Raw genomic sequence first — 17,222 nt, 5'->3', positions numbered from 1 at the left:
CTCAACTACCAGTTATGGATACGCTGAGTACCTTCGGTAAGACTGTTATAACCAGAGATAGTCGGCAGCAATTGAGTGACTACGCGGTTCCAGCGTGCGAGCGGTGCAGTAGTGACATAAACAATATCGTAAGGTTGCAACTGGAATTCTGTCCCCATAACCATTGCCGTGGCATCCGAGGCATTTAGCTGATAGATATTCGCGAGTTTTTTACCTTCAGCACCACGCAGCGGACGAATAACAAATACCCCCGTCGCATCGGCAAAGTTCTGATCCATACCTTCCGCATTGCCGAGCGCTTCAGTCAAGGTCATACCGCTTCGATCCATTTTCAAGGTGGCTTGCTTTTTAACCTCACCCATAACGAAAACTTTCAGATCGTCATTTCGCGGAACGTAGAGGATATCACCAGGGTAAAGCAGATGGTTTTGTGTCAAATCCCCACGTTGCATCAACGCCTGCAGAGAAATACGCTGTTCTCTGCCATTGTGCGTTAACACCACGTTACGCCAATCCGCATTTTCGGAGAGCCCACCCGCGGCATTGATCGCATCCATAATAGTCAATGGCACGTTCGTAATAGGTTGCTGACCAGATTTGGCGACTTCACCAGTGACATAAGTTTTTTGCGAGCGGAAAGCGGCAATGCTGACATCAACCTGCGGGCTTTCGATATATTGCGCCAACCTGTTGGCAATTTCGATCCGAACCTGCGCCATGGTCTTGCCGACAACTTTCACTTTGCCGATATAAGGATAAAAAATGGTTCCATCGGAATTCACCCAGTTACCGGTATCACTGGCACTGCGATATTGCCCAGCAGGTGTAGTTAACTCAGGGTGGTCCCAAACCGTGACCATTAAAACATCGCCGATACCGATTCGGTATTCATAGTTCTGCAATTCACGCTCAAGTGAAGCGTTAGTTTGTGCAACAACAGGTTTGGGTCGCATTTTTTCAACCAAGCCTGGTGTCATTGGGTAAATATTAACCAGCTCATCGAGATCAAAATCGCTATCTTGCTGTTTTACGACGTCTTTACCACTGGTTGAAAGATGAGAGCCCGGCACGATAGTACAGCCGCTGACCACACTGATAGATACCAGAAGCGGTATCAGTTTCCATTGTTTTTTTGCCATCGAGTTATCATCACTTTCAAAGTAAAAAATGCATGTAATGCCAAGTCCCAGGCCAACCATGGCGCCTACCGCGGCACTCAGCGAAATGAGTTATCAATGCTCCCATGAGTACATCCTAAAACGCACTTTCATTGAGCAAGTGTTGAATTCAGATTTGTTAGACTGAAAGCCTAGGAGCATTATTGCATAGTTCTTAAATAAAAAGAGCAGCATAAGCACCGTCGTTTTTGCCTAAACATAGCAGAGGCCGGTCGGATATCGCTCCAGACCAGCCATCATGAGAGTAATTGATAAACACTACAGAGAGAGTTGTTCAGCCCACTCACGGAAGGCCTTACCCTGCGTTGGATGACGCAAGCCATATGTCACGAATGCCCGCAAGTAACCCATCTTTTCACCGCAGTTAAACGACTCGCCAACCAACTCTGTGGCTTCTACCGTCTGATGTTTCAACAATTCGGCAATCGCGTCCGTCAACTGAATGCGTCCCCAGGCACCCGGCTCGGTTTTTTCCAAAATGGGCCAGATAGTGGCTGAAAGCACGTAGCGCCCAACGGCTGAATAGTTGGACTTCAGTTGAACATCGCTGTCCGGTTTTTCGATAATCGCGGTAATGGGTGAAGATTCGCCAGGCTGCAACACATTGTTCTGGCACGCCACAACGGAGTAATTGCGCAAAACGCGCTCATCCACAGGCTGTATCAGCACCTGGCTCAATCCCGTCTCTTCAAAGCGGGAAATGAGATGCGCCAGGTTATCTTTTTTCAGATCGGCTTTAGCATCGTCAAGCAACACATCCGGCAACAGCACCACGAAAGGAGAGTCTCCGATCAATGGCTTGGCGCAAAGTACCGCATGACCCAGCCCTTTAGGTTGCCCTTGCCGAATATGCATCAACGTTACGCCTTTCGGCGTTATCGATTGGACTTCATCCAACAACTGGCGCTTAACGCGAGCCTCAAGCATCGCTTCCAATTCAAAGGACGTATCGAAATGGTTTTCTATTGCATTTTTAGATGAATGCGTAACCAGAATGATCTCTTTGATACCTGCCGCTACGCACTCATTAACAATGTATTGAATCAAAGGCTTATCGACGATCGGCAACATCTCTTTAGGAATCGCTTTAGTCGCCGGTAGCATATGCATACCCAAGCCAGCGACAGGAATGACAGCTTTCAACTTCGTCATGCTCGTCCTCTTCAATCTTGTGAACGTACTCAGCCACATGTTAGTTGTTATTCAAGGCCAGCTTCAACCATCGCGAGAAATCTTCACCTTCTGTGGCATGGCGTAGACCGTATTGCACAAAGGCCTTCATATAACCCAGTTTATCGCCGCAGTCGTGTGATTTACCGCTCATATGGAAGGCTTCCACTACTTGCTCATCCATCAGCATGGCGATAGCGTCGGTCAACTGGATCTCATCGCCCGCGCCTGGAGGCGTCTTCTCGAGCAGCGGCCAAATAGCAGCGGAAAGCACGTAGCGCCCCACAACCGCCAGGTTAGATGGCGCTTCCTCGCGTGCGGGTTTTTCCACCACTGCCGACATCGGCGCACTTTCGCCTGCAACCAGTGCTACTCCCGCACAATCCACTACGCCATATTTTGACACATCCTGCTCTGGTACCGGTTCAACCATGATTTGGCTGCACCCTGTAGCCTCAAAGCGTTGGATCATTTTAGCCAGGTTTTCTGTACGAAGATCCGCGGTTGCATCATCCAACAACACATCTGGCAACAAGACGACAAAAGGGGAATCCCCTACCATGGGTTTCGCGCACAATACCGCATGCCCAAGCCCTTTCGCTTGCCCCTGACGCACCTGCATCACGGTCACATCCGGCGGGCAAATATTTTGCACTTCAGCCAGCAGCTGGCGTTTTACACGCGCTTCCAGCACGGCTTCCAACTCGAAAGAAGTGTCAAAATGGTTTTCAATCGCATTTTTCGAAGAGTGGGTAACCAGCACGATATCCTTAATGCCGGCAGCGACACACTCACCGACAATATATTGGATAAGTGGCTTATCGACCACCGGCAACATTTCTTTAGGGATCGCCTTGGTTGCCGGCAACATACGAGTTCCTAAACCCGCCACTGGGATCACAGCTTTCAGTCTTTTCTGCATTTCCACTTCCACAAGCAATTAGCTGATTTATATAGTATAAATCACACATTTTAGGCAAAGCATGGCAACGCAAACTATTCGAGCAGACACGCTACCGCCCTTGGCTTATAGCTGCCAAAACGCTGTTATGAAAAATTCCTGCACGCAATCCAATGAACGCTAAGCACGCTTCTGTGCATGACAAAGAGCTCGCATCACACGTTGGTATTTCGCAGCTTGAAGAACAACGAGAATCTATGCCCTTATAACCAAAAAACGCGAGTTATCTTCGCTTATATGGCTAAGATTCTTATACTATTGACTTGCTGATACAAGCCTTAGATACCCGTGGCTAGGTGTTTTCAGAATAAGACTACTAACGCGCTGGAGCTATGCAAATAATAACATAAGAAGCCTATTTCAATACGTTGATATTATTGAATTTTAAAGCATGTGTCTTTTATGAACAACCCAGTTAGCGTTCTCATACACAGTTTCTCCGTGATGCCAAGTACACCTGAATGTGCTTTGAATTATTAGGTGTTTTTTCTACCTAAATAACCTGTTTCCAACCATCTCCCCGGATTAGAGTTGAATTTTGCCGCCTCAGCGCCCATCATTCCCGTGCGGCATAAGCCGTAGAACTTACAGGTGAAATTGGGCGTATGGAATGGATCGCTGATCCAACAATTTGGGCCGGCCTGGCCACATTGGTCGTGCTGGAAATCGTTCTGGGTATAGACAACCTTGTCTTCATCGCCATTCTGGCGGATAAACTACCAAAACAACAAAGAGATAAGGCTCGTGTCGTCGGTCTGTTGCTGGCGCTGGTGATGCGTCTGGCGTTGCTCGCCTCCATCTCGTGGCTGGCGACGCTGACCAAACCGATGTTCATCGTCGCAGAACACCCCTTCAGCGGCCGCGATCTGATCATGCTGGTCGGCGGCATATTCCTGCTGTTCAAAGCCACCATGGAGCTGAACGAGCGGCTGGAGGGCAAGGATGAAGAGCAGCATGGCACACGCAAAGGCGCGCGTTTCTGGCCGGTGGTGGCGCAGATCGTGGTGCTGGATGCCGTCTTCTCGCTCGACTCGGTGATCACCGCGGTCGGCATGGTCGACCACCTGGCGGTGATGATGATCGCGGTCTGTATCGCCATCGGCCTGATGCTACTGGCCAGCAAACCGCTGACGCGCTTCGTCAACGCTCACCCGACTATCGTCATTCTGTGCCTGAGCTTCCTGCTGATGATCGGTTTCAGCCTGGTGGCGGAGGGCTTCGGCTACCACATTCCGAAAGGCTATCTCTACGCGGCGATCGGCTTCTCGGTGATGATCGAAGCATTGAACCAACTGGCGCAGTTCAACCGCCGTCGTTTCCTGTCGAAGGTGCGGCCGCTGCGCGAGCGTACCGCCGAGGCGGTGCTGCGCATGCTGAGCGGCAAACATGAAGAAGCCGAGGTCGACAGTCATTCCGCCAATCTGCTGGCCGACAGCGACAGCGAAAACGGCGAGATCTTCAATCAGCAAGAGCGGCGCATGATCGAACGCGTGCTGGGCATGGCGCAGCGCACGGTCAGCAGCATCATGACCTCGCGTCACGACGTCGAATACCTTGAGCTGAACGATCCGCAGGAGAAGCTGACGCAATTGCTGGAGCGCAATCAACACACGCGCATCGTGGTGGTAGAAAGCAGCGCCAGCGATGAGCCGTTGGGCGTTATCCACACTATCGACGTCCTCAAACAGCAGCTGGCGCAGGCGCCGCTGGATCTGCGCGCGCTGATACGCCAACCGTTGATCTTCCCGGAGCAGCTCACACTGTTGAGCGCCCTTGAGCAATTCCGCCAGGCACAGACGCACTTTGCGTTTGTGGTCGATGAGTTCGGTTCCGTCGAAGGCATCGTCACCCTGACGGACGTGATGGAAACCATCGCCGGCAACCTGCCGGAGGCCGGCGAAGAGGTGGATGCACGCCACGACATTCAGCAAAACGAGGATGGCAGTTGGACCGCCAACGGCTATATGCCGCTGGAAGATCTGGTGTTGTACCTGCCGATGCCGCTGGAAGAAAAGCGTGAATACCACACGCTGGCGGGGCTGCTGATGGAACACAGCCAGCGCGTGCCGCAAGAAGGCGAACAAATCACGATCGGTGACTACCTGTTTGAGCCGTTGGAGGTCAACAGCCACCGTATCCTGAAAGTGAAGATCACCCCGCCTCCCCCACCGGAGGACTACGAGGTTTAACATTGAGGCCGGGCATTGCCCGGCCTTGGTTTTACTGGGGAACCAGCAACTCCGTCGCCACGATCACCACCACCAGCCCGACAATCACCGGCACCGAAGTGCGCTTCACCACGTCGAACGGTGAGATTTTCGCCATGCCGGAGACCGCCACCACCACGCCGGAGACCGGCGACAGCGTGCGGCCGAGATTAGACGCCTGCAGCATCGGGATCACCAGATAAGCCGGGTTAACGCCCATTTGAGCCGCCAGTTTCGGGATCAGTTCGACAAACGCATAGAACGGCGCATTGCCGGAGCCGGTGGTCATGGCCGCCAGCATGGTGATCACCACCAGCACCAACATCATGATCAAACCGCCGGTGCCGAACGACTGCGCCAGCCCGATCAACCCGCTGATAAAGCCGACAGTGCTCAACCCTTGCGCGAAGACCCCGGCGGCCACCAACAGCATGACCACGCTGGCGAATGCGTCCGCCATGCCGCGATAAGCCACTTCCAGGCCGCTGAATACCTGTTTCGCGCTGAAACTGCGCACGAACTCAATCAATGCCGCCAACAGTATGCACCCCACCAGCACGGTAATGATGTGCAGCTCAGGTCCCCATTTGCCGTCGAAAATCAGCACGCCGAGGATCGGTGTAAACGGCAATATCGCGTAAAATCCCGGCGCATGGGTTTTGATTTCGCTGACGTCCATGATGTGATGCTGTTCATTGTTCTTTCTGTCGAGATAACGCTGCCAGAAAAAATGCGCCACAGCCATGCAGACAATGGCGGCAATCGAGATAGGCAGCGTGGTTTTGAACGCGAAGTCCACCAGCGGCATCTCCGCCGCTTTGGCCGCCAGCACCACGTCGCCGGAGGTCGGTGCCAGAATAATCGCCGCCGGCGAAGCGCAAATGGCAGCCGCCGCGCCGCGGCTGATGCCCACGTTCACCATCAACGGGAACAGCGTCGCCATCAGCAGCACGCCGAGGCCAGTGGCGGAAGAGACCGCCAGCGACATCAGGCAAGCGACAAAATACGCCGCCACCATCAGCAGATAAGGCGAATTGATCATCTGCAACGGGCGTGAGGCCAGCTTGACCACCACGTCGTTGGCGCCGATATGCGTCATGTAGGCGGCAAAGCCGCACAGCATCATGATCATCATGCCGAGATCGCCGCCGCGGCTCATCAGCAAAATCTTGACGTATTCGATCATGTCGGTCGCGCGCCAGCCGGTTGAGGCGGCGCCTGACGGCAACAGCGTTTTCCCCATCAGGGCGCTGATGCCGAGCAGCAGCAACCCTCCCACCAACAAGACGCCGGTAGCGGAATATCCCTTGATAATGTAACGGCCCACGCCCGCCGCGACCGCGGCGCCAATAAGGAGCTCTATCATGTTTCCTCAACTCGTCATTTTTCGCGCTCAAGCGCACAGTAATAGCAAAACTGGCCCTTACTCTGCACAAACTGAGCAGAGGTCTTCATGACCTTCATCAAGGTAACGGAGAGAAATTATCGCGGGAACCTCGATATTGACGCGGGCCACACTGTGGCCCGCATCGGAGGGATTACAGCTTGTCGAGCAGCTTTTTCAGATCCTGACCTTCGCGCGAATCCTTGTTCTTTTCAGCCCATTTGTTCAGCGCATCTTTAGCCCGATCCTGCAGCGTTTTACGCAACACCTGATCGACCTGCAGTTGATAGTTGAGCTGTTGCCACGGCCCATAGACCCGCAGCGGGATCGGCGTTTTTTGCAGTTGCTCGATCAGCTCGCCGCGCCCTTGCCATCCGCCGGTGACGCGCACGTTAAGCGCCATATCGCACTGTTTGCCCGGCATATCGATGCTGCCGGCGCCGGTCAGCGCCAGCAAAGGAGAATCCGCCGTCAGACCGCTGAGCTTGATCGTGCCCTGATTCAGACTGGCCTGCGCCGAGACGTTTTTGACCTCGGTATAACGCTGATAGCTGTCTTGCCCGCGCACGCTGTTATCGTTGCGCGCCACAGCCTGCTGGATCAGCTGCTGAATGTTCAGGCCATGCAGCTGCGCATCCTGCATCGCCAGCTGCGCCGTACCGCGCCAGCGGCGCTCAAATGACTGTGAAGAGAGGCGATCGCCGGTCAAATCCCCTTTCATGCTGAATTTGCCGGTCAACATCTGAGGCATGTCGAAGGCTTTGAGCACCGTGCCCAGTTCAACCTGGTTCAGCGCCGGCTGCACGCTGATCACCGGTTTATTGCCGCGCGCGTCCAGCGAGCCCGGCAAGGAGAAATCACCGCCGGCCAATTGTCCGGCGAGTTTATGCAGCGTCAGCAGTCCGCGTTGGTTGTCCGCCACGACGGCCAACTGAGTGACGTTCATACCGCGATAGGTCAACTGCGCGGCCTGCAGATTCAACTGCGCATTGAAATCGCGCAGCGCCTCTAAATTCTGCTGCCGATCGTCAACCTGGCTGGCGATCACCGGCGCGGAAGTCACAGCGGGTTGTTCGGCGGTATTGGTGCTGGATTGCCAGCCGGAGAGCGCATCGAGATCGAGGTTAGCCGAATTGAGGTTCACCACATAGCCGGGCACCGCCCCCAGCGTGGCGCTGATATCGCCGGTCAATTGGCTGTTATTGGCACTGACGCTCAGCTGGCTGACGGCAATCTGCGCCGGCGTCTGCTGATAGACCACCTGCGCATTGCCCTCTCCCTGAATACCGCCGTTCGGAATATCCGCACCCGCCAGTTGATAATTGAACTGGGTGACTTTGGCGCCAATCTGGCGAGGGAACTGCTGCAAGTCGACATCGGCCGCCATGCTGAAGGTCAGGTCGCGCTGATCGCGATTGACCCGGCTGGAAAGTTCCAGCTGCGCCTGTCGCGTCTGCGTTTGTTGCAGGGTGAGATTGATATCCCGGACATTAATTTGCTCATTGTCGGCGCGCTGCCAAATCAGCAGACTGTCCACGACCCGCAGATTATCGATATCGAACTTCCAGGCCGCATCTGCCGCGTCTGTGCCAGTGCCGGCCGGCGCGATCGGGGCATCCATCTGCGAATGCTCTTCGCTATCGGGCGTGAGGAGAATGACGGCGTTTTTCAGCATCACCTGTTTCACAAACAGCTGATGCGACAGCAGAGGCAACAGTTTGACATCGAGGCGCATATTTTCCGCGCTCACTACCGGCGCTTTCGCGCCCGGCGCGGTCAGCGTCATGCGCCCGGCCAAAATGCTGAGCTGCGGCCAGATATGCCAGCGCAGGTCGCCTTCGAGCGTCAGCTGATAGCCGCTCTTCTGCTCGACCTTTTTGACCATGTAACCGCGAAAATCATTCGGATTGACCAGCAGTACCAGCGCGGACATCCCCGCCACCACAACCACCAGTAAAATCGCCAATGTCGTCAGTAATCTTCTCATGCCACCCTCTTGTCAGCGCCACACCGACGGTGCATCCCGCGCCGTTAGTCCTTGTCGATTCGACTGGCTACTGCGCCCTGCTGATCGCGATATTTTGCGTCCTGCCGGCTGTTGTATGGCCGGGCCGCCGGGCCGGACAACGGTTCAAAGCTCAAGGCCCCGATCAGCATGCCCGGCCGCAGCGCCAGCGGCAGCTTGCCGGAGTTGTAAAATTCCAGCACGATGCGTCCGTGCCAGCCCGGATCGATACGGTGCGCAGTGACGTGCACCATCAACCCGAGGCGCGCCAGAGAAGAACGGCCATCGAGCCACCCCACCAGATCGTCCGGCAGCGTCACGGATTCGAACGTCACCGCCAGGGCCAGCTCGCCGGGATGAAGGAAAAACGCCTCGCCTTCCGGCAGGACAATCTCGTCGCTCATCACGCGATCCAACGCAGCGCTGACTTCGTCTTTCGGCCCGCTGAGATCGATAAAAGGCGCGGTATGGCCGCTGAATACGCGGAACTGGTTGCCCAAACGGACATCTACTGTGGCCCCGTTGATGCGTTCGAGCGGCGGACGTGGGGAAATCACCAGTTTCTCGCTATCCAGCCAGGCTTCTATATCGCGGTCGCACAGTCTCATGTCTCTCTTCTCCATCAAAACGCGTAACTAAACAAAAATTGCCACACAACGGGCGAAAGGTCTACGCCGGGGTGCAAATAGTTGGCCGCCGGCCGGAAATACACATTTCCGGCCATTAAGCGGCATTATTCAAAGAATTGGCTGATTTTGGCTTTCAGAATATCGATCGCGATGCGGTTTTTGCCGCCGCGCGGGACGATGATATCGGCGTATTGTTTGGAAGGTTCGATAAACTGCAGGAACATCGGGCGCACGGTCTTCTGGTATTGCGCCATCACCGAATCCATCGAGCGGCCGCGCTCGTTGACATCGCGCTTCATGCGGCGCATCAGGCAGATATCCAGCGGCGTGTCGACGAAGATCGAGAAATTCATCTCCTGGCGCAAGCGGATATCCGTCAGCAGCAAGATCCCTTCCAGAATAATGACTTTTTTAGGTTTCAGGTGGACGGTTTCTTTCTTGCGCGTGTGCTCGGTGTAGCTGTACAGCGGCAGTTCGATCGCTTTGCCGGCCTTCAGCATCTGCAAATGCTGGAACAGCAGGTTGTGATCCATGGCGCTCGGGTGGTCATAGTTGGTTTTGACCCGTTCTTCCATGGTCAGGTGACTCTGGTCTTTATAGTAACTGTCTTCTGGAATAACGCCGATGTGCTCATCGCCGACCTGCTCGCGGAGTTCGCGGTACAACGTGCTGGCAATAAGGCTTTTTCCGGAGGCAGATGCGCCAGCTATACCAATAATGACGCACTGATGCGGATTGTCAGTCATAAAATTAAAGACCTGATTTCGTAATGTGAAGGGAGGGAACTAAAACGCGACAATTATAGGGAGTCGTCGGGGTTTGCGCCACTGTATATTGCGCGACGGCGGGCGAATTCAGGCGATCGCGCCCTACCGGCGATATGACATTTTAAGAATCTCACGGCTAGGGCAATGCCCCGCAACAGGTTACACTCCTGCGCTGACTTAGGGACCCCGTAGTCTTTCATCGGAGAATGATGTGCTGGATTGGTATTTTTTGACTTTTTTCGGCGACAGCATGCTGCTGCTGCCCTGCGCGCTGATTCTGTTTTTGTTGCTGATCGTGTTTTCCGCCACCCGCGTTGCAGGCTGGCAATGGGCGCTGATTTTCGGTTTCACCGGCGGGCTGGTCTGCCTGTCCAAGTTGGCCTTTATGGGCTGGGGCATTGGTAGCGCAAGTTATGACTTCACCGGATTCAGCGGCCATTCGGCCCTCGCGGCAAGCATCTGGCCGCCATTGCTTTGGACGTTGACCGGTCGCTTTTCCCACCCCATTCGTAGCATCGCTTTACTGACCGGGTGGATATTGCCTTTAACCATCGGCGTGTCGCGCCTGGAAATCCGCGTGCATTCGGTATCCGAAGTCATCAGCGGGCTGATTTTAGGCTACCTGGCCAGCGCGCTGTTTTTATGGCTGCAGCGAGGGAAAGCGCGACCACAGCTTGCCTGGCCGCATTTGGTCATCGCGCTGGCCTTGCCGTTGGCGCTGATGGGGCAGCGGCAGCCGGCCCCCACTCAGGGATTGCTGGAACATATCGCCAAAACGCTGGCGCAGATCGAACGCCCTTATACCCGTGCCGACCTGCACAAGCCTACCCCTACCCCATAAAAAAACCCGGCGTTTAAGCCGGGTTCTTGCATTGCGATAGGCTGATTACAGCGCGCGGAACGCAATCTCCGTCGGGATCGCCTCGCCCTGCCAATACATCTGCGCAGCCACGCGGCCGGCCAATTGACGATACATGTCGGCGAATTCGCTGTCCGGGCGGCTGATCACCGTCGGCGTACCGCGATCCAGATCTTCACGCAGCGAGATATGCAGCGGCATCTGCCCCAGCAGACGGCTGTTATATTTCTGCACCAGCTTCTCGGCGCCGCCGGTGCCAAAGATCGGCTCATGGTGGCCGCAGTTGCTGCAGATATGCACGCTCATGTTCTCGACAATGCCCAGTACCGGCACATGCACTTTCTCGAACATTACGATGCCTTTGGCGGCATCCAACAAGGCGATATCCTGCGGCGTGGTGACCACCAGCGCGCCGGTCACCGGAATGTTCTGCGACAGCGTCAGTTGGATGTCACCGGTGCCCGGCGGCATGTCCAGCACCAGGTAATCCAGATCCGGCCACAGCGTATCCTGCAGCAGCTGCATCAACGCCTTGCTGGCCATCGGGCCGCGCCACACCATGGCGTTGTCGTCGGTCACCAGATAACCGATGGAGTTGGTCGCCAGCCCGTGCGCCATGATCGGCGCCATATGCTGACCGTCCGGCGAGGTCGGCCGCTCGTGTTCGGTGCCCAGCATATTGGGGATCGACGGGCCGTAAATGTCGGCGTCCAGAATGCCGACCTTGGCCCCTTCGGCGGCCAGCGCCAGCGCCAGGTTGACGGCGGTGCTGGATTTCCCCACTCCGCCTTTGCCGGAGCTGACGGCGATGATGTTGCGCACGCCTTTGATCCCGGCCTGCGCGTTGGCGCGCTTCAGCGTCGTGATATCGTGTTTCAGCTTCCAATCGATGGCGCCGGCGCCGGTCACGCGCAGCAGCTCAGGGCCGACGCTCGCCTGCAGCGCTTCAAAGCCGCTCTGCCAGGCAAAGGGCATCGTCAGTTCGATATGCAGTACATCGTCCAGCAACGCGCAGTGATGGATAGCCTTCAATGCGGTCAGGTTGTTTTTCAACGTCGGGTGTTCAAAGGCGGCCAGTACACCGGTCACCAGGGCGCGCAGAACTTCGGGGTTGGTCTGCTCAGGGGATTTTGCGTTCATCCCGGCTCCTTGATTTTGAATGGGTAGCTTCCGGCTAAGCATACCAGAACTGCGCGGCGGCTGGCGCGTATAACCTGTAAGAAACCGCCCTAGCAGCGAAGGGCGCGATCGGTTAACATCGAAGGCCCTTTTATTCATTACAGAAAGCAAGTTCTCACTATGGCTCAAGTCGCGAAAAAATTATTGGTGACGTGCGCGCTACCGTACGCAAATGGTTCCATCCATCTCGGCCACATGCTCGAGCACATCCAGGCGGATATCTGGGTGCGTTACCAACGAATGCGCGGCCACGAAGTGCATTTCATCTGCGCGGACGACGCGCACGGCACGCCGATCATGCTGAAAGCGCAGCAACTGGGCGTTAAACCGGAAGAAATGATCGCGGAGATGAGCCAGGAGCACCAACAGGATTTCGCCGGCTTTGGCATCAGCTATGACAACTATCATTCGACCCATAGCGATGAAAACCGTGAGCTGTCCACCCTGATTTACAGCCGCTTGAAAGAAAACGGGTTTATCAAGAACCGCACCATTTCTCAGCTGTACGATCCAGAGAAAGGCATGTTCCTGCCGGATCGTTTCGTGAAAGGCACCTGCCCGAAATGCAAATCGCCAGACCAGTACGGCGACAACTGCGAAGTGTGCGGCGCCACCTACAGCCCGACGGAACTGATCGATCCGAAGTCCGTGGTTTCCGGCGCGACGCCGGTGATGCGCGACTCCGAGCACTTCTTCTTCGACCTGCCGGCCTTCAGCGAAATGCTGCAGGCGTGGACGCGCTCCGGCGCGCTGCAGGAGCAGGTAGCGAACAAGATGCAGGAGTGGTTCGAATCCGGCCTGCAGCAGTGGGACATCTCCCGCGATGCGCCTTACTTCGGCTTCGAAATCCCGGATGCGCCGGGCAAATACTTCTACGTCTGGCTGGACGCGCCGATCGGCTACATGGGCTCCTTCAAGAACCTGTGCGACAAGCGCGGCGATCTGGACTTCGACGAGTTCTGGCGCAAAGACTCCACCACCGAGCTGTACCACTTTATCGGCAAGGACATCGTCTACTTCCACAGCCTGTTCTGGCCGGCGATGCTGGAAGGCAGCCAGTTCCGCAAACCGAGCAACCTGTTCGTGCACGGTTACGTGACGGTGAACGGCGCCAAGATGTCCAAGTCGCGCGGCACCTTCATCAAGGCCGGCACCTACCTGCAGCACCTCGACGCCGACTGCCTGCGCTATTACTACGCCGCCAAGCTCTCTTCACGCATTGACGACATCGATCTCAATCTGGAAGACTTCGTGCAGCGCGTCAACGCCGACATCGTCAACAAGGTGGTGAACCTGGCTTCGCGCAACGCCGGCTTTATCAACAAGCGCTTCGGCGGCAAGCTGGCCGACACCCTGGCCGATCCGGCGCTGTACCAGACCTTCGTCGACGCGGCACAGAGCATCGCCGAAGCCTACGCCGCCCGCGAGTTCAGCCGCGCAATCCGCGAAATCATGGCGCTGGCCGATCTGGCCAACCGCTATGTGGATGAGCAGGCGCCGTGGGTGGTGGCGAAGGAAGAAGGCCGCGACGCCGATCTGCAGGCCATCTGCTCGATGGGCATCAACCTGTTCCGCGTGCTGATGACTTACCTTAAGCCGGTGCTGCCTTCGCTGACCGAACGCGCCGAAGCGTTCCTCAACGCCGAGCTGAGCTGGGACGCGATCCCGCAGCCGCTGCTGGGCCATCAGGTGAACGCGTTCAAAGCGCTGTTCAACCGCATCGATCTGGACAAGGTCAACGAGATGGTCAGCGCCTCGAAAGAAGACATGGCCGCCGCCAAGCCGGTGACCGGCCCGCTGGCTGACGATCCAATCCAGGAAACCATCACCTTCGACGACTTCGCCAAGGTCGACATGCGTATCGCCCTGATCAAGAGCGCCGACTTTGTCGAGGGCTCCGACAAGCTGCTGAAGCTGCAGCTGGATCTGGGCGGCGAATCGCGCCAAATCTTCTCCGGCATTCGCTCCGCTTACCCGGACCCGAAAGCGCTGGAAGGCCGTCTGACCATCATGGTCGCCAACCTGGCGCCGCGTAAAATGCGCTTCGGCGTGTCAGAAGGCATGGTGATGGCGGCAGGCCCTGGCGGGAAAGAGATCTTCCTGCTGAGCCCGGACAGCGGCGCGCAGCCTGGCATGCAGGTCAAGTAATCGCGCAGATGCGCGGCGTAGGGAGGGTCGAGCTTGCTCGGCCCTTTTTTTTTTATTGCCCCAACCCCCACGTTATAAGCATGAAGAAAAAGTCATAACCGCCCTGATTCCCCTGCCCGCCGCATCCGGCTATGATGCTCCGAAACCCAAAATAGACGTCCAGACAGAAAGACTGCTATAACAGACCTTCACCGGGATCGTTTCCCTGCTTTTTTGGAGCCTATAATAATGAAAAACCTCAAGACTTCGCTGCTCGCCCTCAGTCTGTTGTCCGCCCTGCCGCTGCAGGCGGCGGAAAACGCCACCGTACCCGCCGCCATCGCTCAGCATCAGGGGCCGGTGCGCATCGCGGTGATCCGCAACCTCGGATCCGACGACAACACCACGCAATTTTTGGCGGGCGCCATTCAGGAAGGGCGCAAGCTGGGCTTTAAGGTGGATACCTTCCTCAGCAATGGCGACGACGCGCGCTTCCAGGACTTCGTCAATCAGGCTATCAGCCAGAAATATGACGGCATCATTCTCTCGCAGGGGCGAGCCCCCTATTCCACCGACCTGGTCAAGCGCATCGCGGCGGCCGGCATCGCCGTCGCGGCTTTCGATACCGACGTCAGCGGCAGCGTTCCCGGCGTCACCGTCTCGCAGCAGGACGACGCTTCACTGGCCAATGCCTCCTTCGGCCAACTGGTGAAGGATTTCAACGGCCAGGCCAATATTGTCAAACTGTGGGTGGCCGGCTTCCCGCCGATGGAACGCCGTCAGGCCGCTTATCAGCAGTTGCTGAAACAGCATCCGGGCATTCATGAGCTGGAATCGATCGGCGCGGTCTCATCCGACGTGCAGGGCGATACCGCCAATAAGGTGGGCGCGGTGCTGGCGAAATACCCGAAAGGCAAGATCGACGCCATCTGGGGCACGTGGGACGCCTTTACCCAAGGAGCTTACAAGGCGTTGAAAGAGAACGGCCGCACCGAAATCAAGCTGTACAGCATCGATATCTCCAATCAGGATTTACAGCTGATGCGCGAGGCCGGCAGCCCGTGGCAGGTCAGCGTGGCGGTGGATCCGAAGCTGATCGGCGCGGTCAACCTGCGCCTGGTGGCCAACAAGATCGCCGGGGAAAGCACGCCGGACAACTATCAGTTCAAAGCGGCGATCATTCCGCAGGCGCTGCTGCTGGCGCAACCGGGGCCGGTCAACGTCGCCGGCCTGGCGAAGATCATCCCCGGCTGGGGCAGCAGCAGCGATTTCGTTCAGCCGTGGTTCGCCACGCTGCAGGCCGAACACGGTAAATAATGCTGTTTTTCACGAGGCTGCCGACGCAGCCTCTGTTTTTCAGATAAATATCGGCAGCCCCCTTCCGTCCCCGCCAAAATGCGCTATGTTATCTGCATCGCCCAATAACTGTATGCATAAACAGGTTTCAAATGAAGGGATTCCCCTCGCTGATCAACGTACTGCTGGCCAGTTCGCTGGTGTTGACCATCGGCCGCGGCGTCACGCTGCCGTTCATCACCATCTACCTCACCGAGCACTTCCAGCTGTTGCCGAAAAGCGTGGGCGTGATCCTGGGCGTCAGCCTCACCCTCGGCATCATCGCCAGCCTGTACGGCGGTTATCTGGTGGACAAATTCAGCAAAAACCGCCTGATCCTGCTGTCGATTTTATTGTTCGCGCTGAGTTTCTTCGCCATTCCCTGGATCCCGCGTCCCGGCGGCGTGATCGTGGTGCTGGCGATCCTGCATACCTGTTATTCGGTGCTGAGCATCACCATTAAGGCCTGTTTCGCCGATTGGCTGCCGGTCGAGCAGCGCATCAAGGCTTTCTCAATCAACTACACGCTGGTCAACGTCGGCTGGGCGATCGGCTCTGCGCTCGGCGTTCTGGTGGCCGGGCTGAGTCCGCTGCTGCCGTTCTACCTGTCAGGCGGCCTGGCGCTGGCGACGGTGACGGCGCTGAGCCTGCGCTTGCGCGGTGGTGAACAGCGCCCGGCACCCAGCGCCGCCGCACCGGCCGCGCTGGCCAATTTCCGCCAAACGCTGGCCATCTTGCGCAGCGATCGGCGGCTGATCTACTTCACCCTCGGCAGCACGCTGGGCGCGGTGGTGTTCGGCCAGTTCACGGGTTATTTGTCGCAGTACCTGATCACCGTCTCCAGCGCCGAGTTCGCCTACAAAATCATCGGGTTGGTGATGATCGTCAACGCCGGTATCGTCATCGCCCTGCAATACCTGCTCAGCCGCGGCATGCGCCAGGAAAATATGCTGCGCTGGCTGGCGCTGGGCACGCTGTTTTTCATCGTCGGGCTGCTCGGTTTTATGGTGGCCGGCCAGGCGATCTGGCTATGGCTGGCGGCGATGGCGGTGTTTACCTTAGGCGAGATCATCGTTATCCCGGTGGAATACATGTTCATCGACTTTATCGCGCCGCCGCACCTGAAAGGCAGCTACTATGGCGTACAGAACCTCAGCGCATTGGGCGGCGCCATCAACCCGGTGCTGTGCGGGGTCATGCTCAGCTACGCCGCGCCGCCGCTGATGTTCGTGATGCTGATCGCCGCCGCGCTGCTCAGCCTGCTGTTTTTCTTCCTCGGCCATCGTTTGGCGGAACGTTCTGCGGCAACGGCCGAAGACGCGCGCTGACCCTGCCTGCAACTCTCAAAGCAGGATGTCAACCCGCCGATCGCGCATGGCAGGCATAGCGAGAATTCATAGTGCGATCTGTGGCGTGGCTCA

At 56.7% G+C, this 17,222-nt stretch carries 13 protein-coding genes; 5 read left to right on the top strand and 8 right to left on the bottom strand.

Translation table 11 applies throughout. The features are described 5' to 3' along the window. Positions 1-5 precede the first annotated feature (5 nt). From EDY99_RS04730 to galU, 3 genes are all read right to left on the bottom strand, one after another. Complete coding sequence (locus EDY99_RS04730) at positions 6-1,139, bottom strand: polysaccharide export protein (RefSeq protein ID WP_101453515.1); 1,134 nt, start codon at positions 1,137-1,139, stop codon at positions 6-8. A 297-nt stretch (positions 1,140-1,436) separates the two neighbouring features. Next, positions 1,437-2,330 carry a sugar phosphate nucleotidyltransferase gene (locus tag EDY99_RS04725; protein ID WP_033644230.1) on the bottom strand — a complete coding sequence of 298 codons (894 nt, stop codon included), beginning with the start codon at positions 2,328-2,330 and terminating at the stop codon, positions 1,437-1,439. 40 nt (positions 2,331-2,370) lie between these two features. Continuing rightward, positions 2,371-3,270, bottom strand: a complete 900-nt coding sequence (gene galU, locus EDY99_RS04720; protein ID WP_101453338.1) for a UTP--glucose-1-phosphate uridylyltransferase GalU — start codon at positions 3,268-3,270, stop codon at positions 2,371-2,373. Positions 3,271-3,914: 644 nt separating this feature from the next. Here galU and EDY99_RS04715 point away from each other — a divergent pair. Continuing rightward, entirely contained in the window at positions 3,915-5,498 is a 1,584-nt protein-coding gene (locus tag EDY99_RS04715) for a TerC family protein (RefSeq protein WP_033642457.1), read from the top strand. 31 nt (positions 5,499-5,529) lie between these two features. Here EDY99_RS04715 and dcuC read toward each other — a convergent pair whose 3' ends face one another. From dcuC to udk, 4 genes are all read right to left on the bottom strand, one after another. After that, a complete protein-coding gene (dcuC, locus tag EDY99_RS04710) occupies positions 5,530-6,882 on the bottom strand; it encodes an anaerobic C4-dicarboxylate transporter DcuC (protein ID WP_101453339.1) in 1,353 nt (450 codons plus the stop codon). Positions 6,883-7,054: 172 nt separating this feature from the next. Beyond that, positions 7,055-8,887: an outer membrane assembly protein AsmA gene (gene asmA, locus EDY99_RS04705; protein ID WP_046686709.1), complete on the bottom strand. Its 1,833-nt coding sequence runs from the start codon at positions 8,885-8,887 to the stop codon at positions 7,055-7,057. Between the two features lie 44 nt (positions 8,888-8,931). Beyond that, on the bottom strand, positions 8,932-9,513 hold the full coding sequence (gene dcd / locus EDY99_RS04700; RefSeq protein ID WP_019454407.1) for a dCTP deaminase: 582 nt from the start codon (positions 9,511-9,513) through the stop codon (positions 8,932-8,934). Positions 9,514-9,638: 125 nt separating this feature from the next. Continuing rightward, positions 9,639-10,280: a uridine kinase gene (gene udk / locus EDY99_RS04695; protein ID WP_033642454.1), complete on the bottom strand. Its 642-nt coding sequence runs from the start codon at positions 10,278-10,280 to the stop codon at positions 9,639-9,641. A 232-nt stretch (positions 10,281-10,512) separates the two neighbouring features. On the opposite strand from udk, the gene EDY99_RS04690 reads away from it, so the two are divergent. Next, positions 10,513-11,142 (top strand): phosphatase PAP2 family protein, encoded by a 630-nt coding sequence (locus EDY99_RS04690; protein ID WP_101453341.1) that lies wholly within the window; start codon positions 10,513-10,515, stop codon positions 11,140-11,142. Positions 11,143-11,187: 45 nt separating this feature from the next. On the opposite strand, the gene apbC is transcribed toward EDY99_RS04690, so the two are convergent. Next, entirely contained in the window at positions 11,188-12,300 is a 1,113-nt protein-coding gene (gene apbC, locus EDY99_RS04685) for an iron-sulfur cluster carrier protein ApbC (protein WP_033650602.1), read from the bottom strand. Positions 12,301-12,459: 159 nt separating this feature from the next. Between apbC and metG the strand changes: the two genes are divergently transcribed. From metG to EDY99_RS04670, 3 genes are all read left to right on the top strand, one after another. Then, the gene (gene metG / locus EDY99_RS04680; protein ID WP_046686707.1) at positions 12,460-14,487 is read left to right on the top strand and encodes a methionine--tRNA ligase; all 2,028 of its coding nucleotides are present in this window, start codon (positions 12,460-12,462) and stop codon (positions 14,485-14,487) included. Between the two features lie 228 nt (positions 14,488-14,715). Continuing rightward, positions 14,716-15,783, top strand: coding sequence for a sugar ABC transporter substrate-binding protein (locus EDY99_RS04675; RefSeq protein ID WP_033642450.1), 1,068 nt, complete (start codon positions 14,716-14,718; stop codon positions 15,781-15,783). Positions 15,784-15,914: 131 nt separating this feature from the next. Continuing rightward, complete coding sequence (locus EDY99_RS04670) at positions 15,915-17,129, top strand: MFS transporter (RefSeq protein ID WP_101453344.1); 1,215 nt, start codon at positions 15,915-15,917, stop codon at positions 17,127-17,129. Positions 17,130-17,222: the final 93 nt, after the last annotated feature.

The organism is Serratia sp. LS-1, assembly GCF_003719595.1.
GTDB lineage: Bacteria > Pseudomonadota > Gammaproteobacteria > Enterobacterales > Enterobacteriaceae > Serratia > Serratia ureilytica.
Note: the sequence above shows the minus strand (reverse complement) of the source record. Positions and strands in the feature narration are given on the sequence as shown.

What these genes read in the sequence shown, in the direction of transcription:
- dcuC (WP_101453339.1), bottom strand. Translation starts at nt 6,882, where the DNA reads ATGATAGAGCTCCTTATTGGCGCCGCGGTCGCGGCGGGCGTGGGCCGT.
- dcd (WP_019454407.1), bottom strand. Translation starts at nt 9,513, where the DNA reads ATGAGACTGTGCGACCGCGATATAGAAGCCTGGCTGGATAGCGAGAAA.
- udk (WP_033642454.1), bottom strand. Translation starts at nt 10,280, where the DNA reads ATGACTGACAATCCGCATCAGTGCGTCATTATTGGTATAGCTGGCGCA.
- asmA (WP_046686709.1), bottom strand. Translation starts at nt 8,887, where the DNA reads ATGAGAAGATTACTGACGACATTGGCGATTTTACTGGTGGTTGTGGTG.
- EDY99_RS04715 (WP_033642457.1), top strand. Translation starts at nt 3,915, where the DNA reads ATGGAATGGATCGCTGATCCAACAATTTGGGCCGGCCTGGCCACATTG.
- EDY99_RS04670 (WP_101453344.1), top strand. Translation starts at nt 15,915, where the DNA reads ATGAAGGGATTCCCCTCGCTGATCAACGTACTGCTGGCCAGTTCGCTG.
- EDY99_RS04725 (WP_033644230.1), bottom strand. Translation starts at nt 2,330, where the DNA reads ATGACGAAGTTGAAAGCTGTCATTCCTGTCGCTGGCTTGGGTATGCAT.
- metG (WP_046686707.1), top strand. Translation starts at nt 12,460, where the DNA reads ATGGCTCAAGTCGCGAAAAAATTATTGGTGACGTGCGCGCTACCGTAC.
- EDY99_RS04730 (WP_101453515.1), bottom strand. Translation starts at nt 1,139, where the DNA reads ATGGCAAAAAAACAATGGAAACTGATACCGCTTCTGGTATCTATCAGT.
- apbC (WP_033650602.1), bottom strand. Translation starts at nt 12,300, where the DNA reads ATGAACGCAAAATCCCCTGAGCAGACCAACCCCGAAGTTCTGCGCGCC.
- EDY99_RS04675 (WP_033642450.1), top strand. Translation starts at nt 14,716, where the DNA reads ATGAAAAACCTCAAGACTTCGCTGCTCGCCCTCAGTCTGTTGTCCGCC.
- galU (WP_101453338.1), bottom strand. Translation starts at nt 3,270, where the DNA reads ATGCAGAAAAGACTGAAAGCTGTGATCCCAGTGGCGGGTTTAGGAACT.